Origin of the sequence: Microcoleus vaginatus HSN003, from assembly GCF_022701255.1 — a bacterium.
Taxonomy (GTDB): domain Bacteria; phylum Cyanobacteriota; class Cyanobacteriia; order Cyanobacteriales; family Microcoleaceae; genus Microcoleus; species Microcoleus vaginatus_B.
Genome location: NZ_CP031705.1, coordinates 4,914,139 through 4,939,377, shown reverse-complemented (window position 1 = coordinate 4,939,377; position 25,239 = coordinate 4,914,139). Strand labels below are relative to the sequence as shown.

Annotated in this window: 22 protein-coding genes; 12 read left to right on the top strand and 10 right to left on the bottom strand. The window is 46.0% G+C overall.

Annotated features, from left to right (window positions below; translation table 11 throughout):
- From D0A37_RS21405 to D0A37_RS21385, 5 genes are all read right to left on the bottom strand, one after another.
- A complete protein-coding gene (locus D0A37_RS21405) occupies positions 1-1,644 on the bottom strand; it encodes a family 10 glycosylhydrolase (RefSeq protein WP_242717362.1) in 1,644 nt (547 codons plus the stop codon).
- A gap of 473 nt (positions 1,645-2,117) precedes the next feature.
- Positions 2,118-2,516, bottom strand: a complete 399-nt coding sequence (gene psb27 / locus D0A37_RS21400; RefSeq protein ID WP_242717360.1) for a photosystem II protein Psb27 — start codon at positions 2,514-2,516, stop codon at positions 2,118-2,120.
- Positions 2,517-2,662: 146 nt separating this feature from the next.
- Positions 2,663-3,916 carry a DNA replication/repair protein RecF gene (locus D0A37_RS21395; RefSeq protein ID WP_242717358.1) on the bottom strand — a complete coding sequence of 418 codons (1,254 nt, stop codon included), beginning with the start codon at positions 3,914-3,916 and terminating at the stop codon, positions 2,663-2,665.
- A gap of 445 nt (positions 3,917-4,361) precedes the next feature.
- Complete coding sequence (locus D0A37_RS21390; RefSeq protein ID WP_242717356.1) at positions 4,362-7,181, bottom strand: cation-translocating P-type ATPase; 2,820 nt, start codon at positions 7,179-7,181, stop codon at positions 4,362-4,364.
- Between the two features lie 104 nt (positions 7,182-7,285).
- Positions 7,286-7,504, bottom strand: a complete 219-nt coding sequence (locus D0A37_RS21385; protein ID WP_242717354.1) for a hypothetical protein — start codon at positions 7,502-7,504, stop codon at positions 7,286-7,288.
- Between the two features lie 40 nt (positions 7,505-7,544).
- Between D0A37_RS21385 and D0A37_RS21380 the strand changes: the two genes are divergently transcribed.
- The 9 genes from D0A37_RS21380 to cpcF all read left to right on the top strand — a co-directional run bounded on the left by D0A37_RS21380 (position 7,545) and on the right by cpcF (position 17,199).
- Entirely contained in the window at positions 7,545-8,738 is a 1,194-nt protein-coding gene (locus D0A37_RS21380; protein ID WP_242717352.1) for an RNA-guided endonuclease InsQ/TnpB family protein, read from the top strand.
- A 1,175-nt stretch (positions 8,739-9,913) separates the two neighbouring features.
- Positions 9,914-10,432: a C-phycocyanin subunit beta gene (gene cpcB, locus D0A37_RS21375; RefSeq protein WP_242717350.1), complete on the top strand. Its 519-nt coding sequence runs from the start codon at positions 9,914-9,916 to the stop codon at positions 10,430-10,432.
- Positions 10,433-10,534: 102 nt separating this feature from the next.
- Positions 10,535-11,023 carry a C-phycocyanin subunit alpha gene (gene cpcA, locus D0A37_RS21370; protein ID WP_006631256.1) on the top strand — a complete coding sequence of 163 codons (489 nt, stop codon included), beginning with the start codon at positions 10,535-10,537 and terminating at the stop codon, positions 11,021-11,023.
- Between the two features lie 149 nt (positions 11,024-11,172).
- Positions 11,173-11,988, top strand: coding sequence for a phycobilisome linker polypeptide (locus D0A37_RS21365; RefSeq protein WP_242717348.1), 816 nt, complete (start codon positions 11,173-11,175; stop codon positions 11,986-11,988).
- Positions 11,989-12,210: 222 nt separating this feature from the next.
- Positions 12,211-13,080 (top strand): phycobilisome linker polypeptide, encoded by an 870-nt coding sequence (locus D0A37_RS21360; RefSeq protein ID WP_242717346.1) that lies wholly within the window; start codon positions 12,211-12,213, stop codon positions 13,078-13,080.
- A gap of 154 nt (positions 13,081-13,234) precedes the next feature.
- Positions 13,235-13,567, top strand: a complete 333-nt coding sequence (gene cpcD / locus D0A37_RS21355; RefSeq protein ID WP_242717344.1) for a rod-capping linker protein CpcD — start codon at positions 13,235-13,237, stop codon at positions 13,565-13,567.
- Positions 13,568-13,808: 241 nt separating this feature from the next.
- Positions 13,809-14,648: a C-phycocyanin alpha-cysteine-84 phycocyanobilin lyase subunit CpcE gene (gene cpcE / locus D0A37_RS21350; protein WP_242717342.1), complete on the top strand. Its 840-nt coding sequence runs from the start codon at positions 13,809-13,811 to the stop codon at positions 14,646-14,648.
- Positions 14,649-14,925: 277 nt separating this feature from the next.
- Positions 14,926-16,419, top strand: a complete 1,494-nt coding sequence (locus D0A37_RS21345; RefSeq protein ID WP_242717340.1) for an IS5 family transposase — start codon at positions 14,926-14,928, stop codon at positions 16,417-16,419.
- A 153-nt stretch (positions 16,420-16,572) separates the two neighbouring features.
- Positions 16,573-17,199, top strand: a complete 627-nt coding sequence (gene cpcF / locus D0A37_RS21340; RefSeq protein ID WP_242717338.1) for a C-phycocyanin alpha-cysteine-84 phycocyanobilin lyase subunit CpcF — start codon at positions 16,573-16,575, stop codon at positions 17,197-17,199.
- On the opposite strand, the gene D0A37_RS21335 is transcribed toward cpcF, so the two are convergent.
- Positions 17,188-17,481 (bottom strand): DUF2103 domain-containing protein, encoded by a 294-nt coding sequence (locus D0A37_RS21335; protein ID WP_242717336.1) that lies wholly within the window; start codon positions 17,479-17,481, stop codon positions 17,188-17,190. The genes cpcF and D0A37_RS21335 overlap by 12 nt on opposite strands.
- Positions 17,482-17,581: 100 nt before the next feature.
- On the bottom strand, positions 17,582-18,049 hold the full coding sequence (locus D0A37_RS21330; protein WP_242717334.1) for a response regulator: 468 nt from the start codon (positions 18,047-18,049) through the stop codon (positions 17,582-17,584).
- A gap of 428 nt (positions 18,050-18,477) precedes the next feature.
- Here D0A37_RS21330 and D0A37_RS21325 point away from each other — a divergent pair, with 428 nt between their 5' ends.
- Positions 18,478-18,804, top strand: a complete 327-nt coding sequence (locus D0A37_RS21325; RefSeq protein WP_242717332.1) for an antibiotic biosynthesis monooxygenase — start codon at positions 18,478-18,480, stop codon at positions 18,802-18,804.
- Here the strand turns inward: D0A37_RS21325 and cas6 are convergent, their stop codons facing one another.
- Both cas6 and D0A37_RS21315 read right to left on the bottom strand, forming a co-directional pair.
- Positions 18,805-19,686, bottom strand: a complete 882-nt coding sequence (gene cas6, locus D0A37_RS21320) for a CRISPR-associated endoribonuclease Cas6 (protein WP_242717330.1) — start codon at positions 19,684-19,686, stop codon at positions 18,805-18,807.
- A 190-nt stretch (positions 19,687-19,876) separates the two neighbouring features.
- On the bottom strand, positions 19,877-20,959 hold the full coding sequence (locus D0A37_RS21315) for a class I fructose-bisphosphate aldolase (RefSeq protein WP_242717328.1): 1,083 nt from the start codon (positions 20,957-20,959) through the stop codon (positions 19,877-19,879).
- A 224-nt stretch (positions 20,960-21,183) separates the two neighbouring features.
- On the opposite strand from D0A37_RS21315, the gene D0A37_RS21310 reads away from it, so the two are divergent.
- Both D0A37_RS21310 and D0A37_RS21305 read left to right on the top strand, forming a co-directional pair.
- Positions 21,184-23,814: a M1 family metallopeptidase gene (locus D0A37_RS21310; protein WP_242725682.1), complete on the top strand. Its 2,631-nt coding sequence runs from the start codon at positions 21,184-21,186 to the stop codon at positions 23,812-23,814.
- A 286-nt stretch (positions 23,815-24,100) separates the two neighbouring features.
- On the top strand, positions 24,101-24,517 hold the full coding sequence (locus tag D0A37_RS21305; protein WP_242717326.1) for an NUDIX hydrolase: 417 nt from the start codon (positions 24,101-24,103) through the stop codon (positions 24,515-24,517).
- Positions 24,518-24,712: 195 nt separating this feature from the next.
- Here D0A37_RS21305 and D0A37_RS21300 read toward each other — a convergent pair whose 3' ends face one another.
- Positions 24,713-25,195: a hypothetical protein gene (locus D0A37_RS21300; protein ID WP_006631243.1), complete on the bottom strand. Its 483-nt coding sequence runs from the start codon at positions 25,193-25,195 to the stop codon at positions 24,713-24,715.
- Positions 25,196-25,239: the final 44 nt, after the last annotated feature.

The window sequence follows — 25,239 nt, the reverse complement described above, 5'->3', positions numbered from 1 at the left end:
CTACAACCGGCAAGTTTGCCGTGCCCTTTCATCCTCCGGTTCTTGCCACCCAAAAGCAAAATGACTTACCGCATTAATTTGCGGAGTCGCCGAGCGAATTGCCCGCATTTGAATCTCTAAAGACGGCCGATTTTTGAGAGGTTTTCCCCAATCTCCAGCAATGGCAGGAATAATTTTTGCTCCCGCAGGCGCTAAACTTACTGTGCGCTGCACCTGTGGCACAATGCAGCTTACATCGCCGCAATTTCCGTAAGACATGGCGTGGAATTCTACATTAGCCGGGAATGTGTCCCAAGGCTGCAATCTCGAATCATATCCCCCTTGATTTATCGCTTGATTTGCAGTGGGAAAAAACACCGCTCCTACAGGAATGCCCATCCTTTGCGCTGGTTGAATTGCTATCCCAAAAAAATCTAAAATCCCTTGGACTGCGTGAGCAACACTCAGTTTCCACAGGTCTTTTTGCAGAATGCCGGTATCGGGAAGCCGCGATGTCGGTCTTGATGTGGGAGTTGTAGGGTTTGGCTTGTTAGTGGCGGGATTTGTTGAGGCAGATCTGGATGTGGCATTCTGCGTTCTTGAAGGTGAAGTTGCTACTGACATCGCCTGCGGAACTCGCCCTTGCCAAAGAGGTTCTCGCTCAGTTGGATACTGTTTGACTACTGCTTGAACATCATTAGTATTGATAAATCCTCTAGTCAAATATCGCTGAATTAAATCTCGCCCTTGCTGATTGTTAGCCCGCTGCAAAAGAACTTGCTGCGATGCTGGGCCGTAAATCCACAAGTCTTGAACTTTGGTAGCAACTGAAGCGGGTCCGATGCCCCGTAGATAGCGAATGTAGTCGAATAACATTCCTTGTGGCTTGCGCTTGACTATTTGATTTACTAACAAAGTATAGTCTTGCCGTGCTTGTGGGTTGTACGGATCGATAAAGGCTTGGTTGCCCGGAACTTCTCCGAAGTCCTCGTTAATTGCTGCGTATTCACTTACTGTTAAACTTGTCTGATTTTTACCGTTGATAGCGAGGGTTTGCTGTCTGTCGGGACGCTGAGCATAGCTATAGCCAAAGTTCATGGTAAATAACCAGGCGTAAACTTTTAAACCTCGCTGTTTGCCTTTGGCGATCGCCTTTTCTAACAAGTCGTATTTCTCGTAACCGCGATTTCTCAAAACAGAAGGCCAAGCCGTAGGGTTGTCTGCAACTGGGAGAAGCACTTGACCATCGTAAAACACTTCGACATAGACTTGGTTGTAGCCTTTATTCACAACTTTGTCTAATACTCGATCGAGTTCTCCGGGTCTGACATCGCAGGGATACAAACGCAGCCAAACTGCTTGGGTTTCCGGCCAAGTTTTTTGGCGGCAGTCTGCTATTTCCCGGGCGTGTTTGTTCAAAACAGCAAAATATGCTTGCTGAGATTCCCGTTTTCCTGACAGGGCGGCGCGGCGCAAGTCTTCTTTTTGATTTACTTGTTCTTGGGATAATTGGCAATAGGCTGATGTTTGGGCCAAAGCTGGTTGATTTCCGATAAACGGCCAAACAAGCTGGCTGATGAAGCTACTGGTTAAAACAGCAGTTACCGCACTGAAAAAGCGTCGCTGGTGTTGAAAATTCGCGATGCGAGTTGGTGCAATTTTCATGGGAGAGTTGAATGGGGTTTTCTAGTTTAAATTGGCTGGCGATCGCATTTTTGCGATCGCGCTCAACAAGCAGCTACAAATTTTCTACTTTTTTCGGTTGACTTAGTTATGGCACAAGTCGATCGCACAATGCAAATTCTATCTGGCGGCTATTTAAATCGAACCAGGGCGATCGGGCAAGATAAGACTCGGTGATTAAACCGCTGCTATGTTATACAAACTTTCCTCTGCCTAAGTGTTGGCGCGCAGGCACGCGCCTTCGCCGGCTCAAAAATAAAGAGGGTAAAAAGCCCGGATTTGATATCATATCCAGTTCGATTTTTCAGTATTTTTTCCCTAAATTCTGCATAAAAAAGCGCCTGGATACAGTGGGCGCTAAAAGCAGTTGATACTTCTACTAAAAATTGTTAACACTCAAATCTCAAGGATGAAGATGAATTGTTAAAATTTATCCTTGATCCTAAATTTTGAGATTAAGCTCCTCTGTTAAGAGCAGCTTCAATCTGCTGAAATTCTGACTCAAGACGCTTTTTCAATTTTTCAGGAACGGGACGGTTTGGATAGGAACTGTAATGTCCTGCCAAAGAGTTTAATGCCGTCCGCATTGTCGTGAAAGAGGCCAGCTTGGTAAGAGCGGGATCGCGGCGGTAAGCAGCAAAAAAATCGTTGATACTTGTGCGAGCCTCGGCTTGAGCGGCTGCTTTTTCCGGCGTGCCCTCTGGCAAAGTGAGCGCTGTTCTCAAGCTCTTCACTAATGCTAATGTGTCTTGGCCATAATCTCCACTCAGAGTGGCCGGAACATTGGTACAGCCCGCTACGCCGATGACAACAACTAATACCAGGGCTAACAGACGGGAAATGTAATGCTTCATAAGGGTTAGAAAAATGGAAGCGAAAACGGCAATCAAAATTAACCTTTATCCTATCTCGAATTGAGTTAATAATGCCAATTTTTCATTTTTTTGTACCATTACCATGAAACAGAAAATTTGTCAATCTAAAATCTAAAATCTAAAATCTAAAATCGATTGATTTGTCCAGCAACGACGGAGAGAATTTGGGTTTGTCGCAGCCACTGAGCATCAAAAGCGCCTAGGTGAGTTGTAGTAATCAGAGTTTGAAATCGTTCTTGAATTGTTTCTAAAAGTTGATTTTGGCGGCTCAAATCGAGTTCTGCAAGTACGTCGTCGAGCAACAGTAAAGGCGCTTCGCCGACGACTTCTTCAATAAGCTGCAATTCGGCTAATTTTAATGCTAATACCAGAGTTCGCTGCTGACCTTGGGATGCGTATTGACGAGCTGGGGTATTGTTAATGGTAAATGTAATGTCGTCGCGGTGGGGGCCCACTAAAGTGGTTCCTTGAAACTGTTCTGCGATCGCCCTTTTTTGAATTTTCTCTAAAAATGCTTGTCGCACTCCTTCGAGATTATCTTTAGCGATTAATTCCGCCCCTACTTCAATATTAGCATCGTATTTCACATCTAAAACTTCTGCTGAACCGCTAATTGACCGGTGCCAATTTCGAGCTAAAGGCATCAAACGCTCCAAAATTCGATCGCGCCTGCGGATGACGCGAGCGCCCGCTGTCGCCAACTGCGCGTCCCACAAAGCTAATTCCGAACCGGGAATGGGGAATTGGGAGGTAGGAATTGGAAATTGGGAATTGGGGATGGGTAAGTCTTCTGTATTTTCCGGTTCGGGACTTTCGGGTGCAACAAATGGCATCTTGTCAAAACTGTCAGAAAATTCCGCTTTCCTGATTTCTTTAGAACGTTTCAACAGAGCGTTTCGCTGGCGCAAAATTTGGTTGTACTGCTGCAAAATGTGCGCGTAAATCGGTTCTAATTGGATGACTAGGCGATCGATCCAATTGCGCCTTCCTTCGGGTCCGCCGCGCACTAAGTCCAAATCCAAACAAGAAAATTGCACTACATTTAAGACACTCAAAAAGTCTAAATGGCGGCGCAGCGGTTCACCGTTGAGCTTCAGTGTTCGACGCGCCCCAGAGCGAAGAGTTAAAGCTAAGTCGATCGCTCCGGTTTGACGTTCGAGTGTAGCATCAATTTGCCCGATGGGCTTTGAGTCGAGTATTAAATCGCGATCGCGCCCTACCCGGTGGCTTTTTAATGTAGAAAGCAACTCTACCGCTTCTAACAAGTTAGATTTTCCTTGAGCGTTATTTCCTACTAAAATGGTTTTGGGAGCGTCAAACGCTACCTTTTGATCGAAATAGTTCCGAAACTGCCGTAGGTGCAGCGTTTTCAAATACATAATATTAGTAATTGGTAATTGGTAATTGGTAATACAGTCATAGTATGGTGTACGATCGGGCGCACCTTATATCGTTTCCGGTTGCATCGGAATAATAAAATCGCGTCAACAGTTAACACTCAACCATTCAGTTTTTCGACCCCGACTCAACAGTCAACAGTCAACAGTCAACAGTCAACAATAATTCCGGTGCAACCGGAATTGATATTACAGGTTGGCAACCGAGCGCCTTTACGATTGCGATTTTCGCCGAGCGTTGCGATCGCAATGACATTATAACGAAGTAATAAATGTTTTATTGTGACAAAATCTCTTTAGTCTTCATAGCGATGACTTTGGCTTTCACCCAGGGGTTGAAACCCCTGGCGGATGTGAAGAGAGAATATTGCCTGCGAGGGTTCTAGCTAATAAGGAAACATCGCTCAGTATTCATCAGCCCTTAACACTACTTTCTAGATTTGTAAAAGCGCACGAACAGTTTTTCCATTTCAATCCAGACAAACATCAGGGCGCTGAAACCGAAGCAAACCATCAATTCAAACGCCGTTAAATAATGAGTGCCGAAAAAAGCTCTCAGCGGCGGAACGTAAATTAGCATCAATTGCATAATAGTAGTCACAATTACAGCCCCCCACACAAAAACATTAGTGAAGGGATTTAACTCAATAGTTAGCTGAGTGTTAGACCGAATTGCGATCGCGTGACCCATTTGTGCCAAACAAAGAGTTGTAAACACCATTGTTTTCCAAGCATCTGGATTGCGGTGTCCGGGAGAGTGAGTATATCCGTAAGCCCAGGACATCATGGCGATCGTCAAAATTGCAAAAATAATTCCGATCCGAATTATGTAAGAACCCAAACCCCGCGCAAAAATATTTTCTCGCGGACTGAAAGGAGGCTTTTTCATCACGTTCGGTTCCCCCGGTTCCACAGCCAAGGCCAAAGCAGGAACGCCGTCTGTTACTAAGTTCATCCACAAAATTTGCAGCGGGGTCAGCGGCACTCCTCCCAAACCCATTAAAGGTGCGGCGGCAATTGTCAAAACTTCGCCGATGTTGCTGCCCAAAATGTATTTAATAAAGCGGCGAATATTGCTATAAACTACTCGCCCTTCTTCAGCGGCGGCGACAATAGTTGCGAAGTTGTCGTCGAGAAGCACCATATCGCTAGCTTCTTTGCTGACATCGGTGCCGGTAATCCCCATGGCGATGCCGATATCGGCTTGTTTCAAGGCGGGGGCGTCGTTAACTCCGTCGCCGGTCATCGCGACAAATTTGCCCCAACTTTGCAAAGCTTGGACTATTCGCAATTTGTGTTCGGGGGAAACGCGGGCGTAAACGCTAACCTGTTCGACTTGCTGTTTGAGTTGTTCTTGGCTGAGCTTTTCTAATTCTTGACCGGTGAGAACTTGATCGCCTTCATTAGCAATACCTAAATCGTAGGCGATCGCCTTTGCAGTCAATTGGTGGTCTCCTGTAATCATCACCACCCGAATGCCTGCATTGCGGCACTTCACCACTGCTTCCCGTACTTCCGGGCGCGGGGCGTCGAGCATACTGACGAGTCCCAGCCAAATCATGTCTTGTTCGCTGGTTTCCTCAGAACCTTCGGGCGGCACGTTTTCCCAGAGTTTGTATGCAAACCCGAGGACTCGCAAACCGCCGCTTGCCATGTTGTTGTTTTCGGCGAGGATGCGATCGCGCATTTCCTGCGTTAAAGGTTGTACTCGATCGCCGACTATAATGCCTTTGCAGCGCTCCAAAGTCAACTCTGGAGAGCCTTTGGTCAGCATCAAATAATTCGACTGCTGTCCTTGTGGTGCGGGAAATCCCGAATTTCCCGATCGGCCGGGCACTTCGCAAATTACGCTCATCCGCTTGCGTTCGGAAGAAAAAGGAAATTCCGCCGTCCGCGGCAGCAATTGAGACTGTTTTTCTTTATAAATGCCTGCTTTTCCTGCTACACACAGCAGAGCTCCTTCTGTGGGGTCGCCTAAAATCTGCCATTCTTGCTTTTCTTGTTGCAACACTGCGTCGTTGCAAACTGCACAGGCAATTAATAAAGATTCGAGTTCTGGATATTCCTCTAAATTATTAATTTTGGCCGCTGTCAGGCGATCGGTAAAATCTCCGATCGGCGCATAGCCAGATCCTGCGACGGCGACTGTGCAGTCGCCCGTAGACACTAGCTGAACTACCATTTTATTTTGAGTCAGAGTACCTGTTTTGTCAGAACAAATGGTAGTTACCGAACCCAAAGTTTCAACCGCAGGCAGTTTGCGAATCAGGGCGTTTCGCTTCACCATGCGCCTAGTTCCGAGTGCCAGAGTAACTGTCACGACTGCTGCGAGTCCTTCGGGAACCACAGCCACAGCCATGCTGAGAGAAACTTCTAACAACTCTTCAAACCTGCTGGTATCGAACCCGATGCCGCCGTTTTGGAAGGTAATCATGCCGCCGATGACGACTATTGCGACTAAGGTTAGGGCACCGGAGACTAGAACATTTCCCAACTGGCTCATCCGCTGTTGCAGGGGAGTCGGTTCGGTTTCTACTGACTGAAGCATGGTGGCAATTTTGCCCAGTTCAGTTTGCATTCCGGTGTTGGTGACGATCGCCTTTGCTCGTCCCTGAACAACTTCTGTCCCTTGAAAAATCAGGTTGAGTCGATCGCCCAAGGAAGCATCTTCGGGAAGTTCTAGATTGGCTTGCTTGGTTACTGCTAGAGCTTCTCCTGTCAAAGCCGATTCTCTGACTTGCAGATTTGATGTTTCGATCAAGCGTGCGTCTGCTGCTATTTTTACCCCAGCCTCCAACAGCATCACGTCTCCGGGTACGAGTTCTTTGGCTGCTATTTCCGAAGTTTTGCCGTCCCGCAGGACTCGGACGAGGGGAGAAGCGAGGTTTTTGAGCGCTGCGAGGGCTTTTTCGGCGCTGCTTTCTTGGAAATAGCCGAGAATGCCGTTGAGTATGACGATCGCAAAAATGGCGATCGCATCTTTGGGAAAAGTATTTGACCGAATGTCCAAAAAAGCCGAAATCACGGCCACACCCATCAGCATCAACAACATGATGTTGGTGAACTGATCGACAAAAATCGACCACGGACTGCGGCCTCCTGTTTCTTCGAGTTCGTTGGGGCCGTATTGCTGCAACCGTTCTGACACTTGTTGGCTGCTCAAGCCAGCCTCTTTGTTGCTGCTTAGCTGCTGGAGAGTTTTGTCAATTGCTACGGTGTGCCAAGAAGAGGGAGAAGTTGAAGACATAAATTACGATCGCGCATGGGGAAATTAGGCGAATCAGGCCGGACAGCTACAGCCGATGGATGTGGCTGATTACAGCCAGAGACTTTTAAGTTTTGAGTTCTGAATCAAAAACTGTTTAACTTGGGACTCGTTTTGGGCGGTTCGATGCCGGGGAAGCAAAAAGCTTTTAACTTCACTGCGTCTGGTGGCTCGATCGCGCCGTTTGTAGGCCTACGGCTGATAGCACCTATCCACCTTACCAAAAATTGGGGTCTAAAGCCCCGTCCTTCTAGGACGGCTTTAATTTCCACTATAAATGCAAAGAATTTATTAAATAAACCCATTTATAGACATAGTGATTCCTGGATGGGATACCATCATTGCATGATAGTAATAGAGTTCAAATTAAAAGGCAAAGCACAGCAATACCGGGTCATTGACGAAATGATCAGGGCAGCTCAATTTGTCAGAAACAAAACTCTTAAATACTGGATCGAGAATCAAGGATGTAAGTTGGTAGACCTATACAAACAATGCGCCATTATGGCAAAAGAGTTTGAATGGGCAGGCAAACTTAACTCAATGGCGCGTCAAGCTTCGGCCCAACGTGCCATTTTTGCTATTCAACGTTTTTTTGCAAATTGCAAGGCCAAGAAACCAGGGAAAAAAGGATTTCCACTTTTTAAGAAACATACTCGTTCCGTCGAATACAAGACAACAGGGTGGGCGCTTTCGGCCGACAAAAGATGCCTGACCTTTAAGGACGGCTTTGCTGCGGGAAAGTTTAAGCTAGTTGGCAGTCGTGACTTGCATTATTATGCACCTGATGAGATTAAAAGAATCAGAGTTATTCGTGGTGCCGACGGTTATTTCGCCCAGTTTTGCATAAATGTGGAACGAAAAGAGGAATCCGTTCTGACTGGTGAAGCTGTTGGAATAGATGTTGGGCTAAACCATTTCTATACTGATAGCAATGGTGACACTGTTCCCAATCCTCGCTATCTTCGCAAGAGCGCAAAAGCACTCAGAAGAGCGCAAAAGCGAGTTTCCCGAAAAAAGAAAGGTTCTAGAAATCGCAAGAAAGCGGTTAATGAGTTAGGAAGAAAACACCTGAAGGTCAGTAGACAGCGCAAAGACTTCGCCATTAAGACGGCGTTGTGCGTAGTAAAATCTAGCGATTTTGTAGCCTACGAAGACCTTCAGGTGAAGAACATGATTAAGAATCGCAAGCTTGCTAAATCGATTAGCGATGCAGCGTGGTCACAATTTGCCCAATGGCTAGAATATTATGGAAAAGTGTACGGTAAGATAGTGGTCGCTGTTCCACCTCAATACACGTCGCAAAATTGTTCGGGATGCGGGAATCTTGTTAAGAAAACCCTATCAACTAGAACCCATATTTGTGGTTGCGGTACAGTTTTAGATCGCGATCATAATGCAGGTCGAAATATTTTAGCCAAAGGGTTGAAGCAGGCAGCAATTAATTTAAATACGGTGGGGCACACCGAAATTAACGCTTTCGGACAGAGCGATCTCTACTTGTTGGTGGCAGCATCAACGAGCAAATCGACTGATTGAAGAAAGAATCCTCGTGCCTTCAGGCCGGGGAGTGTCAATACTAAAAATTAGCAATCCCTTCGGCTTTTACACACAAAAGAAGCCGAGAGCAAGAGTGACTTTAGTCCGGGGATGCAAGCGTGCGCCGCAGGTCAAAACCTACCTTCCTTAAAAAAAACGTCATAAAACGCGCGTATCCGAACCCGTCTATTTCCAATTGTTAAAAGAAAAATGGCGCTGCGGTAAAAGGTGTCGATCGCCTCTGTTGGTTTTCTCACCACCGACAATGCTCAGCTTCCCACACGCTTCTGTGCGACTAGCCTGTGGGAAGCAGAAGATAGAACAAACATAGATAGATGAAGAAAATTTTTTTGCAACCGCTGCGGGGACACACAGTAGATAGATGCTGGCTATGGCGTCAAGTTCAATGACTGCCTGTGATACAAGAATCCCCGCGTTATGAAAGACCGGGCCCGGTCTTTCAACTTCCAACGGCTGAGTTTTGTCGCTAAATGCTGATATTTCCGGCAAAAGCTGAGGCTGTGGCGATCGGGTTCACAATCTTTGGGATTGTGCCCACACCCAATTCTGCTGCCATCCTGACATGGGGCAGAATTTTTGCTTTTTTCCCTATTCCCCCAGGCTTCTTTTACGAAAACTTAAATTTACTTAATACTTCTTAACAATTCGGCTTTTCCAAAGAAAGCCAACAAAGGCGATCGGGCGACGGGAGGGTTTGGGGCGGTTCCACCCCCACTGCAGGGGCGCTCGAAGCAAACTCTTCCTTTTTTCATGCTATCGCGCATCTACCCTAGGAAGGAGTTTTGCCCGCATTTACCCCCCCGATATTTACCTTCTTAGAGAGATAAGTTTCTGTAATAATTTGTAATAAACAAAGACGGACGAGCATTGTATAAAGATTATCAGAGGGTTGAAACGACAGGCCAAAGTTAACCAAAACACTGATTGACAAGGTTTGTCGCAATCTCATAAAAGGTGTAAAATTTTCTAAGGTTTCTTAATCCTCCGTTGCACTGTAACAATAGTGCAGGTAGCGGAAAGGGAGAGAACGAGCCGGCAAGTGTAGTAGCTGGCGTCTACCTTCAACCCTGGCAGGCTTAACAGCCTGAACAAATTTAACTTAACGGTTTTATACCGCAACCAAACTCAATTAACTCAAGTAGGAGAGTTGTTTCATGTTTGACGCATTTACAAAAGTGGTTTCCCAATCTGACGCTCGGGGCGAATTTCTAGCTCCGGGTCAACTAGATGCTCTCAGCAGCATGGTTTCGGACGCTAACAAGCGGATTGACGCAGTAAACCGCATCACCGGCAACGCATCCAGCATCGTAGCCAATGCAGCTCGCGCCCTGTTCGCCGAACAGCCGCAACTGATCGCTCCTGGTGGCAATGCGTACACCAACCGCCGCGCGGCAGCTTGCTTGCGCGATATGGAAATCATCTTGCGCTACGTCACCTATGCAACATTTGCAGGCGACGCCAGCGTTTTGGACGACCGCTGCTTGAACGGTCTGCGTGAAACATACCAAGCTCTGGGAGTTCCCGGTGGCTCAGTTGCAGCCGGTGTGCAAAAAATGAAAGAAGCAGCAATCGCGCTCGCTAACGACCCCAACGGTGTTACCCGTGGTGATTGCAGCTCGCTGATGTCTGAAATCGGCAGCTACTTCGACCGCGCAGCTAATGCAGTCGGCTAAAAATAGCCAAGCGAACATTTCTTGTAAAGAAGCGAGCATCGCATTTTTGCAAACAATCATTTTTGTACAAAAACAACACAACATTAGGGAGAAACCAGAACAATGAAAACCCCTTTGACTGAAGCAGTAACAGCAGCCGATTCTCAAGGCCGTTTCCTGAGCAGCACTGAACTACAAGTCGCCTTCGGCCGTTTCCGCCAAGCAGCAGCAGGTTTGGAAGCAGCCAAAGCGTTGACCGCCAATTCTCAGCGCTTGATCGACGGTGCAGCTCAAGCTGTGTACAACAAATTCCCGTACACCCAACAAATGCAAGGCCCCAACTACGCTTCTACCCCAACAGGTAAAGCGAAGTGCTCTCGCGACATCGGCTACTACCTCCGCATGGTCACCTACTGCTTAGTTGCAGGCGGCACCGGTCCGATGGACGAGTACCTGATTGCAGGTGTTGACGAAATCAACCGGACATTTGAATTGTCTCCTAGCTGGTACGTTGAAGCCCTCAAGTACATCAAAGGCAACCACGGTCTCAGTGGCGACGCTGCAACTGAAGCGAATTCCTACATCGACTACGCAATCAACGCTCTAAGCTAGATTTGCGTGATGCCCGGAATTGTAAGCTGCTGTTAGCTTAAGTGTTAGCGGTTGTTTAGAATTCCGGGCATCTGCGATCGAAGCCTAGTTTTGCAAATACTTTTTTTAAGCAGTTTTCAATTTTTAAAGCAAAAAAGGAAGAAGCAAAGATGGCGGGATTAGGTGCAGCAGAACGGTTGGGAATAAAAGCATTTGAAGAAGCGGGACGAGTAGAACTGCGCCCCCACTGGACGCAAGACGATGCGAAAGCAGTAATTCGCGCTGCTTATAGCCAAGTTTTCGGCAACGAGTATTTAATGTCGAGCGAACGACTTACCAGTGCTGAATCTCTGCTGCTGCAAGGGCAGATTTCAGTGAAAGATTTTGTGCGGTCAATTGCACATTCCGAAACCTATCGGAAAAAGTTTTTTTATCCGAACTCGCAAACGCGGTTAATTGAGCTTAATTATAAGCATTTATTGGGCCGCGCTCCTTACGACGAGTCGGAAATTGCTTTCCACGTTGATTTGTACAATGCAGAAGGCTACGAAGCTGAAATCAATTCTTACATTGACTCAGTTGAGTATCAAGAAAATTTTGGCGAAAGTGTAGTGCCTTACTATCGCGGTTTCGCGACTCAAAGAGGTCAAAAAACCGTCGGTTTTAACCGGATGTTTCAACTATACCGGGGTTTTGCTTCGAGCGATCGCTCGCAAAACCAAACTAAAGCCCGGCTGACTTGGGAAGTAGCGAGAAATATGGCTTCGCCGATACACACAGCCTCCACCGGAAAAGCCCTTGGCGGGACTTCCGGCGGTTCTCGCGGCCAACTCTACCGAGTCACCGCAATGCAAGGTGCGGCTAAGTTTTCGCCTCAAGTGCGGCGGACAATTACCGAATATCTTGTGCCTTACGAGCAACTTTCGAGCCGCTTGCAGCAAATCAACAAACGTGGCGGCAAAGTGGTAAGTATTACCACAGCCTAAAGTTTGTGTATTGACGTTTTTTTGAAACGTCTTTAGCAAAGTAGGACTAAGGCTAAAAAATTCTTCAATTTTATGTGTATAGGTAAGGTGTGCAGTGCACACCCTACTTTGAGCAGGCGCGCAGTGCGCGCCCTAGTTTGAGGCATATTATCCTTAGTCCTAAAAATTTCAAGTGCAACCAAGCATTAAACTTTTGTCATTAATAATTTAGGAGAAAATCTGGTGGCGATTACGACAGCAGCGTCCAGACTGGGAACATCCGCATTGAGCGATGCGCCCAAGGTAGAATTGCGCCCGAACTACAGCAAAGACGACGTAGAAACTGTGATTCGTGCGGTTTACCGTCAGGTGCTAGGCAACGACTATTTAATGAAATCCGAGCGACTTACAAGTTCCGAGTCTTTGCTGCGAGACGGCAGTTTGACGGTACGAGAATTTGTACGCGCTGTAGCTAAGTCAGAACTGTACAAAACCAAGTTTTTCTACAACAGTTTCCAAACTCGGACGATCGAACTAAACTACAAACACTTGCTCGGTCGCGCTCCCTACGACGAATCTGAAGTAGTTGAGCACTTAGATTTGTATCAAACACAAGGCTACGACGCTGATATTGATTCTTACATCGATTCAGTAGAGTATCAAGAAAACTTCGGCGAGAGTATCGTACCTTACTACCGCGGCTTTAACACCCAGCGTGGTCAAAAAACCGTTGGTTTTACCCGGATGTTTCGCCTGTATCGCGGCTATGCAAACAGCGATACTTCCCAACTAGAAGGCAATAACTCTCGCTTAGCTGTCGAACTCGGCACTAACAGCGCTACGGCTGTAGTTGGGCCTTCTGGCGGTAACGAAGGTTGGGCATATCGGCCTTCTGCTAGAAACGTAACTCCCAGCAGCACTTTCGGTGGCGCGGCAGCTTACGGCAAAGAAGGGCGGCTGTTGCGCGTGGAAGTTTCCGGCATTCGCACGGGCGGCTATCCCAGCGTGCGCCGCAGCAGCAAGGCTTTCATCGTACCTGTTGAGGATTTGTCCTCGCAACTGCAGAAATTTCAACGCATGGGCGGAAAAATCGCCAGCATTACTGCAATTTAGTCAGTTGGCAGTTGGCAGTTGGCAGTTGGCAGTTACTAGCTTTTAGTCAACAGTCAACAGTCAACAGTCAACAGTCAACAGTCAACAGCGATGCCCTGAGCGAAGTCGAAGGGTCAACAGTCAACAGTCAGAATCACCAATTACCAAGAAGCTTATGTTGGGTCAAATTGTAGCTGGAATAAGTGGCAATACAGCTTCGGCTAGTCGCTGCTTTCGGTATGAAGTTGTCGGCTTGCGCCAAAGCGATGAAACAAATAATGTGGATTATTCGATTCGATCGAGCGCGAGTACATTTATCACCGTGCCTTACAATCGGATGAATCAAGAAATGCAGCGGATTAATCGCATGGGCGGGAAAATTGTCAGCATTCATCCTTTAAGCGGGAGTGCAGAATCATCCCATGAATCATCCCATGAATCATCCCATGAATCATCCCATGAATCATCCCATGAATCATCCCATGAATCCTCGGGTGATCACCAATAGTTTGGTTCAGGGGCGATGAAAATCGCTCCTACACAACCTAACAGGGGCGATTTTCATCGCTCCTACACAAACTTTCGTCCACTCCAAGACGACTAAGAGTTAATGCAACCCGCGCAGGCGGGTTTTGTCTGTTTAGTAGCGATTTTAATAGCCGAGTTTGCCTAACCCTTGCCTTGCAGGTTTTGTCTGGGTAGCAGGGATTTCAAGCGCCGAATAACTAACAACTAATAACTAATAACTAATGACTATGAATTATTACGAATCCGACTCACCGTCGGCGGGTATAGCTGAGGGCGAGTCTTTAACGGTTGAACAGGCGATCGCAAATTTGCACTCCCAAGATTACAGTCTCCGGTATTATGCTGCTTGGTGGATTGGTAGATTTCGAGTCAAGGAACCGGCAGCTATTGCAGCTTTAATTGCCGCATTGCAAGAAGAATCAGAACAAACAAAAATCGGCGACTATTCCCTATTGCGAAATGCGGCGCGGGCTCTAGGTAAATTGGGTGACAAACAAGCCTTACCGGCCCTGATTCGTTGTTTGGAATGCGCCGATTATTACGTGCGGGAAGCGGCGGCCCAAGCTCTAGAAATGCTGGGCGAGATCGATTCTATTGGGCCGCTAGTGAATCTATTGGATGGGGGCGTAGCTGTGGCCGTGCGAGTGCCCGGAAAATCGCACCTCGTGCAACCTTACGACTCGGTAATTGAAGCTTTGGGAACGCTAAAAGCCACAGAAGCAATACCGCTAATTTCACCTTTTTTAGAACATTCTGTGGAGCGGGTGCAGTACGCTGCGGCGCGGGCGATGTATCAGTTAACTGGTGAGCGGGTTTACGGAGAGCGCTTGGTAAGTGCTTTGAATGGGGATAATTTGCAGTTGAGGCGATCGGCTTTGATGGACTTGGGGGCGATCGGCTATTTGCCGGGAGCGCAAGCTATTTCTGAAACTTTAGCAGAAAATAGCCTGAAATTGATAGCGCTCAAAGGAGTTTTGGAGCATCACCTCAATCAAGAAGAATCACTATCTTTGTCAGATGATGCTATCCGGGTTATGGATTTAATGGATAGTTTACTTTAAAAAATTAGTTCACAACTAAAATAGGATTGCTGTAGAGATTCTCAATTGTCTGCCGTATATTTAGGACACAGTATATCCAGGAAACAGCAGTGCTGTGTCCCTACGGCATATCTGTATTTTAGGCAGGAAACAGCAGTGCTGTTTCCCTACCTATTTGGGGCTTGCTGGATAAGTGCAGAAAGGTTACACGGCTTGGTTATGCGATCGTCCGATCAAGGAAAGTGTGCAAGATAAACAGGTAAAATAGTACAAAAGCCTTGCATCACCCAGTGCGAGCGTGTACAGAAAAGCTGAGCTTGCCTCAAGTCCCCCATCCGAGTTTGAACTGCCCTTTGGAGGAAGGTTGTCATCAGACAACCGTTGGGTAAAAATGGCCGAACTAATTCCCTGGTCAGAGTTTGAAGCAGAATATGCCCAAAACTTCCCCACAGAAAAGGGCGCACCAGCCAAATCATTTCGGATGGCATTGGGAGCATTAATCATCAAAGAAAAACTGGGAATTAGCGCTCGCGAAACGGTAGAACAGATTCGCGAAAACCCCTATCTGCAATACTTTATCGGTCAATCAAGCTACAGTAATGAACTCGCATTTGACCCATCTCTATTAGTACACTTTCGGCAACGAATCAGTCCGAACCTCATCAATAAAGTCAACGAACGCATGGTCGAAAAAATGCGCTCTCTCACCCCAATCAAACCAGAAAAAAAAAAGGCTTCGGACGGCAAAAATGAGTCACCCAATCGCGGTAAGTTGATCGTAGATGCAACCTGTGCCCCAGCCGATATTAGTTATCCGACCGACTTAGGACTATTAAACGGAGCCAGAGTTCATACAGAAAAAATCCTAGACATTCTCTATAAACAAATCAAAGAAAAAACCCATAAAAAACCAAGAACCTACCGTAATCTCGCCCGAAAAGATTACTTAGCAGTAGCCAAACAAAGACGACCCACCCGAAACAAAAGAAGACAGGCAATTAAAAAACAACTTCAGTACATCAAAAGAAACCTAGCTCATATTGAACAGCTAATCGATTTAGGTGCGACCATAGAAGGTCTGAATAAAAAGCAATATAAAACTTTGCTAGTCCTCACAGAAGTCGCTCGCCAACAACAGTGGTTATTTGACAACGATAAACAGAGTATTGAGGATAGAATAGTAAGTTTAAGTCAACCCCATATTCGTCCTATAGTCAGAGGAAAAGCCGGGAAAAGCGTAGAGTTTGGAGCCAAACTGTCAGCCAGTTGTTTTGAAGGATATGTATTTTTAGACCGGATGAGCTGGGATAACTTTAACGAATCAGGGGACTTAAAAGCACAAGTAGAAGCTTATTATAGATTTACAGGATATTATCCAGAGTCAGTTCATGCAGATCGCATTTATCGTACAATATCAAACCGAGCGTGGTGCAAAGAAAGAGGAATTAGGCTCAGTGGGCCCCCTCTAGGAAGACCCCCAGCAAATGTGAGTAAATCAAAAAAGAAGCAAGCGTTGGAAGATGAGAGAATTAGAAATGCAATTGAGGGCAAGTTTGGGCAAGGGAAACGAAGATTCGGTCTCAATCGAGTGATGGCAAAACTTGATAATACATCTGGTACAGTTATTGCAATTAGTTTTTTGGTAATGAACCTTGCTACCTGGTGGCGTCGGCTTTTTTGTGTGTTTTTATGTCTATTTGGAAAAAGAACACCTGTTTTTGGGTTGAAGATAATCCCCAATTATAGATGGGGGGACTCGATACAGAAAAAACTTATATTTAACTCTGCTTGAATATATCGATCGCTCCTGTTCTTAGTTTGCGATCGATTATTCAGCAAACCCTATTTGGATGAGAATGTTGGTGGGTGAGGCGGGAAAAAGTTCGATCGCGCGATGATCGACCCAACCTACAATTAAAATGGTCACGGTAAAGCTTACAAATAAATGGCATTAGAACTAATTCAGGCTGTCGAACAAGCAGATTCTTCCGAAGGCTTGTTAAACGCAGTCAAAGCACTGGCGGCAGCTTCCTCAAAACAAGCAATTCCTACCTTAATTACAGTGCTCGGTTACAACAACCCAGGCGCCGCTGTGGCCGCCGTTGACGGGCTAATTCAACTCGGAGAACCTGCGGTGCTGCCACTTCTAGAACAGCTTGACGGCTACAATTACGGGGCGAGAGCTTGGGCTGTGCGGGCGTTGGCGGGAATTGGCGACCCCAGGGGTTTGGAGATTTTGCTTGATGCAGCAGCGAATGACTTTGCTTTGAGCGTGCGGCGGGCGGCCGCTAGGGGTTTGGGGACGATTTGCTGGGAACTGATGCCGGCAGAACAAATTGCCGATGCTCAACTTCGCGTGGTGAAAACGCTGCTGCAAGCGTCCCGTGATCCAGAATGGGTGGTTCGCTACGCAGCAGCGGGGGGTTTGCAAGCTTTGGCGGGTGCTGCGACTGTTAAACCGGATTGGTTAGCCGAAGTTTCCGCCAGGCTTGAGGAAATCGCCCAAACCGATGAAACTACTTCGGTTAGGGCCCGGGCTTTGCTTGCTAAGGAAAAATTGTCACTTGGGTAGGGTTTGGGCGATCGTCTCTTCCAAGTCCCCTTGACTGAGAGTGGTTAATATAAAGACTTCTTGTACGGTTTTGCCCTGTCTGGCGATGATTTTAAATCCCCCGCGGATGGGTACTGACACTCTTAATGTCATGCGGGGGATGTGTCCTTTAACTTTGTTGATGACGCCCGGAGTGACAGTTTGAATGCCGATTTTTAGGGTGAGGCGCTCTAAAATTGGTATCAAACCGGGAAGGTGGGTAGAGTGATTCCAAACTAGGCGGCCTTTGGGTTGTGCGTTCATAAATATTTAACCAAATTCAACATACCCAGTCTAAGCCACCCCTGGGTGGAACCAATTTGAAATTCCCTCAACTTATGTATCAATAACGTTACTGTGCGTGTCATTGCCAGCAAACCGAGGCAATCTCAAACCGACCTTTTTGATTCCTGGCGCGCAAGCTAAGAGTTGAAGGGGCAGAATTGTCCTGTACTTTTTGATATTTGGGGTTGGTAACTATCGATTTTTCTAGTTGAGTGGCGATCGCCCTGAGCATTTCTGCGAGACTGCAAGGTTTCTTGAGATAGCCGTCTGCTTTAAGTTCCAGCGCTGTTTCCATTTCTGAACCCGTCATAAAAATAAACGGAATGCTGGCGGTTGCAGGGTGCGATCGCACGGCGGCGAATACTTCAAAACCGTTTAGTTCTGGCATCATGACATCAGACAAAATTAAATCGGGAATTTCGGCTGCTAACTGGATACCGACTTTTCCGTTTTCAGCACCCACAGCTTCAAAACCGCGCGATTGCAGAAGTTCTAATACCGTTTCTCGAATTAAATCATCGTCTTCAATTACTAATATTTTTTTCATTGGTTTGAGCTGGCTCTTTACTTTGTTTTTAGGCCTCTGTTATAATTGTTACAGGTGAGTTTTAAAGAATTCAAGAGGGTTATTGCAAAAAACCGCTTTTGACTGGCAACTTTTTACGGCTTTGTGTATGCTCGCAGTTACACACAAGACTTGAGTTATCAGCAGCTTTACCTTGTGTACTAGCGGTAGAAGTCGCTCCGGGCTACCTAGGATTGTGAACGTCTAAAATCAGCCATTCAACAGTTTATTTAATAAAGATTCCAGCCGCCTGACTCAAAAAGTTTCTATTTGAAGGGCGATCGCAGTTACGTGTAATTAATAAATCCGCCGATGAGCTAAGCGCGAAACTCCAACCTGTGAAGTTCACAAATTTCGGGCGATCGGGTAAAATATAACGTGGTGTATCGCTATTAAGTGAGGAAAAAGATATGTCAGAATTTCTAGACTTTCTCAGACATCAGTTTGCCTACGTTGCCATTGGCGAATTTAAACCAGGAAAATTTGAAGCTGCAGAACAACTTTTTGAAAAAGCCGTTGCAACTTATGCCACCGGTTTTAAGGGAGCATACTTGCTGCAATTGCCCAATACAGACAAAGGTATTGCCATCATTTTTTGGGAAAGCGTAGAAGATATGGCAGCCAATCAAAGCGAAGCTTATCAGGAAATATTGAAGCAGATGACGCCTTTGTTTGCGAAAATACCAGACACTGATGTTTATGAAATTGTCAGTGAAATTCAGCCGAAAAGTGAATAATTAAAAAACCTGCAACCGGCGCGTCATTCCCATACCCATCGGCGTCTTTCGCCCGACTCCGCTGTAAAGCGCAAAATCTGCTAAAGTGTTAATTTGCTTGATAGTAGCAGGAGCTATATCTCCCATAATTCGGTAACTAATATCGCCGACGCAGCCAATAAATTTACTGCGAGAATCCGTACTAACTTCGGTTCGGATCTCGAAGAAACTGGGGAAAATAGCTTCTGTGAAAGTAGGCTCGATCGCAATCGTGCTGTACTTGTTCCAGCGATTCGCTAAACTGCCGAAAATACTTTCACGAGTTGGCATAGCACTATCATATACACCTTGCCGAAAATTAGTAGGAGTGCAAAAAGTAAAAGCAATTTGGCGCTCAGTTTCCGAAGCTCTCTCGAACAATTCGGCGTAAGTACAAAAGTTTACCCAAGGCTGGTGTGATTGCGGTTCGCTCAAAATATTAGTAATGTATATATTTGTCGGGCCGAGATGACAAGGGATATCGAAATTAAGTTGCTGCCAAAGTTGAGTTAGGCGATCGAACAAACCGTCATCCAGCAGAGAAATTCGCCACCAAATCGGCGTGTTTTCCTGAATTGCTTGCTTGTGTTCCCACTGTACAGCCGGAGATATTGTGCGGGAAGCCGAAGGCAAAACTCTCTTTTGTGGCTGGGGCGTGCTGCTTTTGTAAGCCTCTTTTCTGCTTACTTGAAAAGGGCTTAAAGTGAAAGCTTTTTCATGAGATTGGTCGTGCAGGTATGCGCTCAAATCGCTGTCTACAGCACTCACAAGGTTCAAAAATAAGGCGTGGAGGTGCCGTCCCGTTAAAAACTGGGATGGAATTGGTGCAACTGGCAGCAGGTTTAAAACAAGGCTGTGGGGCATTTTAAAATTTATATACTGTGTCTGTATATATGTTCAGCTAGTTTAATACTACAGCGAAGTTGCAACTTAGATTAAGAAATTTTAATCACGTAAGGTGCACAGTGTGCACCCTACGTTTACGACGATTTGTGGGTCGTGTCCACCTACATTTAGGTTGTGATATTGAGGCCAATCTCTGTGCGGTAAATTTTTAGGCGATCGAGATTTCTGGCGACAAATAAACATCTTGAATGGCGTTGAACAATTTTACGCCTTCTTCAAAAGGACGCTGAAAAGTTTTGCGACCGGAAATTAAACCGCAGCCGCCAGCGCGCTTGTTGATTACCGCCGTGCGAATTGCTTCTGCAAAATCGCTTTTCCCGGAAGCACCGCCGGAGTTAATTAAACCCATCCTTCCCGCATAACAGTTGAGCACTTGATAGCGAGTTAGATCGATCGGGTGATCCGTGGTCAAATCCGAATAAACGCGCTTGTCTGTTTTGCCGTAACTGTGGCCGCTAGCTTTAGCCACAGCTTCATAACCGTTATTGCATTCGGGCAATTTCTGCTTGATAATGTCAGCTTGAATTGTCACTCCCAAGTGGTTGGCTTGACCTGTCAAATCTGCCGCAATGTGATAATCTTTGTCTTGTTTAAAGATATCGTTGCGGAGATAGCACCACAAAATTGTCGCCATTCCGTATTCGTGAGCGTGTGCAAAAGCTTGACTGACTTCTTGGATTTGTCGCGTCGATTCCGGGGAACCAAAATAAATTGTTGCGCCCACTGCCACTGCTCCTAAATTCCAAGCTTGCTCGACGGTCGCAAACATTATTTGGTCGTATTGATTGGGATAAGTCAGCAACTCGTTGTGATTGAGCTTGACAATAAAAGGGATTTTATGCGCGTATTTACGAGATACGCTCCCCAAAACTCCCAGCGTTGTCGCGACAGCATTGCAGCCAGCAGAAATTGCTAATTTAATGATGTTTTCGCTGTCAAAATAGATGGGATTCGGTGCAAAAGAAGCGGCGGCCGAGTGTTCAATTCCTTGGTCTACTGGCAGGATGGATAAATAGCCGGTATTTGCCAAGCGTCCGCTAGAATAGAGTTGCTGAAGCGATCGCAAAACTTGGGGAGATCGATCGGTTTGAGCAAAAATGCGATCGACCCAATCCGGCCCCGGCAGGTGCAACAAATCTTTAGAAACTTTCGCTTGATGGGTGAGCAAGTCTTCGGCTTCGTCGCCAAGCCAAGACTCGATGGAATTGGGAACTGATAGTGTAGCTGTCATACAGATTTCCCTCAGAATTTCAATTGCAGGCTGATGATTACAGACATTAGCCTTGCTGATATTGTAGCGAAAAAATCATATTTTCCCTTCAGTCAATGATCGACGCAGTTTTTAACAAGTTAGCGACAACAGCAGCTAGGACGCGCTACTCTATAATAAGCTGGCACTTCAGCCGGATCTGCCCTGCCAGCGATCGCCGATCGACTCACAACTTTGCCATCACAATGTCACACACTTACTTTGATTCTGAAAACGGTCACAAATCCTTCGAGATGCCCGGTGCTCGGCCGCATTACAACCCCGATCGCCCTGGTCAAGTAGAGCACATTTTCCTCGACTTAGTGCTGAATATTCCCAAACAAAGCTTTCGTGGCACTTGCAGCATCCGCATCAATCCAGTCCGCAGCGGTATTGACAAATTAACCTTAGATGCTGTAAACCTAAATATCAAATCAGTAAAAGTCGGCGAAATTGAGCAAAATTTCGACAGCGATGGCGAAGTGCTGCAAATTCAACTACACGAACCAACCGAAGCTTACCAACCAATTACAATTGCGATCGAATACTCGGTCGAAAAACCCCAGCGCGGCCTCTATTTCGTCGGCCCGGACAAAAACTATCCAGACAAACCAACACAAGTTTGGACTCAAGGCGAAGACGAAGATTCCCGTTTCTGGTTTCCCTGTTTCGACTATCCTGGACAACTTGCTACTTCGGAAATTCGAGTGCAAGTTCCGAGACAACTCTTTGCTATTTCCAACGGCGAATTAATTAGTACAAAAAACGAAGGCGACGATAAAATTTATCACTGGTCGCAAACCCAGGTACACCCGACATATTTAATGACCTTAGCAGTCGGAGATTTCGCCGAAATCAAAGACGAATGGAACGGCAAACCAGTTAATTATTACGTGGAAAGAAGCCGCGAAGCAGACGCTAAGCGCAGCATGGGCAAAACGCCTCAAATGATTGAATTCTTCTCTGAAGCATTTGGCTATCCTTACCCTTTTCCCAAATACGCTCAAGTCTGCGTCGATGATTTCATCTTCGGCGGTATGGAAAATACTTCCACAACTTTGCTAACAGATAGGTGCTTGTTAGATGAACGTGCCACCCTCGACAATCGAGGCACTGAAAGCTTAGTTGCCCACGAATTGGCTCACCAGTGGTTCGGTGATTTAGTAGTAATTAAACATTGGTCTCATGCTTGGATAAAAGAAGGCATGGCTTCTTATTCTGAGGTGCTGTGGACTGACAAAGAATACGGCAAAGAAGACGCGGCTTACTATATGTTAAATGAAGCCCGTAATTATTTGGCTGAAGACAGTTCCCGCTATCGGCGCCCGATCGTTACTCACGTTTACCGCGAAGCAATTGAATTGTACGATCGCCATTTGTACGAAAAAGGCGCTTGCGTCTATCACATGATTCGCGCCGAGTTGGGCGACGAATTATTTTACAAAGCAATTCACACTTTTGTGCGGGATAACGCTCACAAAACTGTAGAAACGATCGATTTGCTCAGGGCGATAGAAAAGGCTACTGGTCGCAATCTCATGTTTTTGTTTGACCAGTACGTTTATCGTGGCGGTCATCCAGATTATAAAGTTGGTTATTCCTGGGATGGCGACAGCAAATTAGCAAAAGTTACTGTTACCCAAACTCAGGTAAAAGATAGCAAAAATGACAACGGCAACAGCAAAGATGTCTTTGACCTAAAAATTCCGATCGGCTTCGGTTACAAGCCGGAAAAAGATGCAGAAGATAACAGTTATTCACGTTCTACTGCTAACCTAAAAACTTTCACAGTCAGAATATACGAACGCGAGCAAAGCTTCTATTTCCCCCTAGAAGAGAAGCCGGCGTTTATCAGTTTCGATGTCGGCAATAGTTACTTAAAAACAGTTGCTTTAGAGTATGGAGTTGCGGAGCTCAAAGCTCAGTTGCAGTTCGATCCAGACCCGGTTTCCCGGATTTACGCGGCCCAAGCTTTGGCGAAAAAGGGAGGACTGGAAGCAGTGAAAACGCTATCAGAAGTTCTCAACAAAGAGCCGTTTTGGGCAGTGCGGGCGGAAGTTGCCGGTCAGTTAGTTGAAATTAAACTCGACCAAGTTTTTGAAGGTTTAGTAAGTGGTTTAAAAGATAAAGATGCTCGTGTGCGTCGTGCTGTGGTGAATGCGCTGGGTAAAATCCAAACTCACGAAACTTATAAAGCGCTAAGATCGATCGTCGAAAAAGGCGACGACAGCTATTACGTAGAAGCAGCAGCAGCGAGTGCTATGGGCTCCATTGCAGGGGCTAACCCCGACGAAAAACCGACCGACGAACAGGTACTGAAAGAGTTAAAATTGGTGCTGAAAGAGCGTCAGGGCTGGAATGAGGTTGTGCGATCGGGTGCGATCGCAGGTTTGGCGCAGATGAAAACTTCTGAAGATGCGCTGAATCTAATTTTGAAATACACAGCCGCCGGTACTCCGCAAGCTTTGCGCTTGGCTGCAATTCGATCTTTGGGCACAATTTCGACTGGTCAAACCAAGGTCAATTTAGAACGGATTTTGCAGCGATTGGCAGAATTATCTAAAGAGACTTTTTTCTTGACTCAAGTCTCTGTAGTAGCGGGACTAGGACAAATGCAAACTCGCAAAGCAATTCGCATTTTGCGTTCTTTAGCTGACCAAACTCCCGATGGTCGCGTTCGCCGCATGGCTGATGAAGCTGTGCAAAGAGTGCAGAAAAATGCTGGTTCTGATGCAGCGGTAAAGCAGTTGCGGGAGGAATTAGACCAGGTGAAAAAGGAGAATCAAGATTTGAGGAGTCGGATGGAAAATTTGGAGGCTAAGGCGAAGAAAGATTAGGTGTAAAATCCTACCAACGCAGATAAAAGCCGATATTGGCGATCGGCTTTTATCTGCTTGTAGGTAGAGGATTGCGCGCGCTTATTATAATAATATTATTGTTCAGCGGGAGTGCATTTAAATTTGCTACTTTCCACAAAGTCTAAAAGCTAAATATCTCTATTCCCCATTTTGTTCTTGTCTCAAATCCGGACTCATCTAGCATCAGGATGCAAGGTTTATTTTTTAGTGGTAAACAGTTCATGAGGTTGCAGCAACTTTTGCACCCAGACATATTGCATACATCATGAGTATAAAAACCGCTTTACTGATTGAGCAATCGGGGGTAATTCCCTATCGCATTGAAGACGGAGAAATTGAAGTAATGCTGATTACTTCTTCCGCTAGCAAGCGTTGGGTGATTCCTAAAGGATTAATTGAACCTGACATGACTCCCCAAGATTCCGCCGCCAAGGAAGCTTGGGAAGAAGCAGGTTTGTTGGGTAAAGTGTTCCCGGATTTGCTGGGAACTTACGAGTATCAAAAGTCGGGCTATACTTGTCAGGTAGAAGTATTTTTAATGCAAGTGTACGCAGTTCTAGAAAATTGGCCGGAAGCTAGCAAGAGAAAGCGGCAGTGGGTAAGTATTCCTAAAGCAATTAAGCGGGTTAATGAACCGGAACTCAAACTCATTCTTGCGGATTTGCCGAATCTGTTTTGGTGATTCAGTCATGGATGCAGAACCTAATTATCTAATGTGCGGCGAGGCGCATCTTACCGCCCTAATTCGCGCGTCAAACCACTTTTTACTCTTAGTATAAACTTGTAGGGTACCTCCGTCAGGTAAATGATTGGAAAATCGAGCTATGATTACTGACGCACCCTACAAACTTATGATATCAGTGTAAAAAATTTCCCCTTAAGCGTTAGCTGACAGAAAAGGAATGCTTTCGGCTAAGTTATCCTTAACTTCAATTCCCTGTTTTCTCGCCCAAAACTGACTCAAAAAGTGAATTTGCCGCAAGCCTACAACTAAATTTAAACCAGGTACAAAAATCCACCAAACTGTTAGCGGTTCTTTGATTCCTTCTTGGCGGTACAATTCATTAACTGTGTTGTAAAGTTTGAACTGCACGATATAAATCCAGGCAATACCGAGGAGGGAAAACCAACCAAACCATCCGGGAACGTCAGGGTCAAATATCCGCAAAGCTTGGGGGACGGCTACTCCTAAAACAAAGGGAAGCAAGCAAAGAGTTCCAGACCAACCGCTGCCGTTATAGCGACGCAATTCTTCTTGAATAATCCATTTGTACCATCCGTAATATAGCAGCAAGCTGACTCCAGACAGCAAAATTACTCGCCACAAAGAGCGCGGCTTACCTAAAGGTTTGTCGGACATTTTTTAATGTAAGATATGAATGGCTATCTTGATTGTATTAAGAT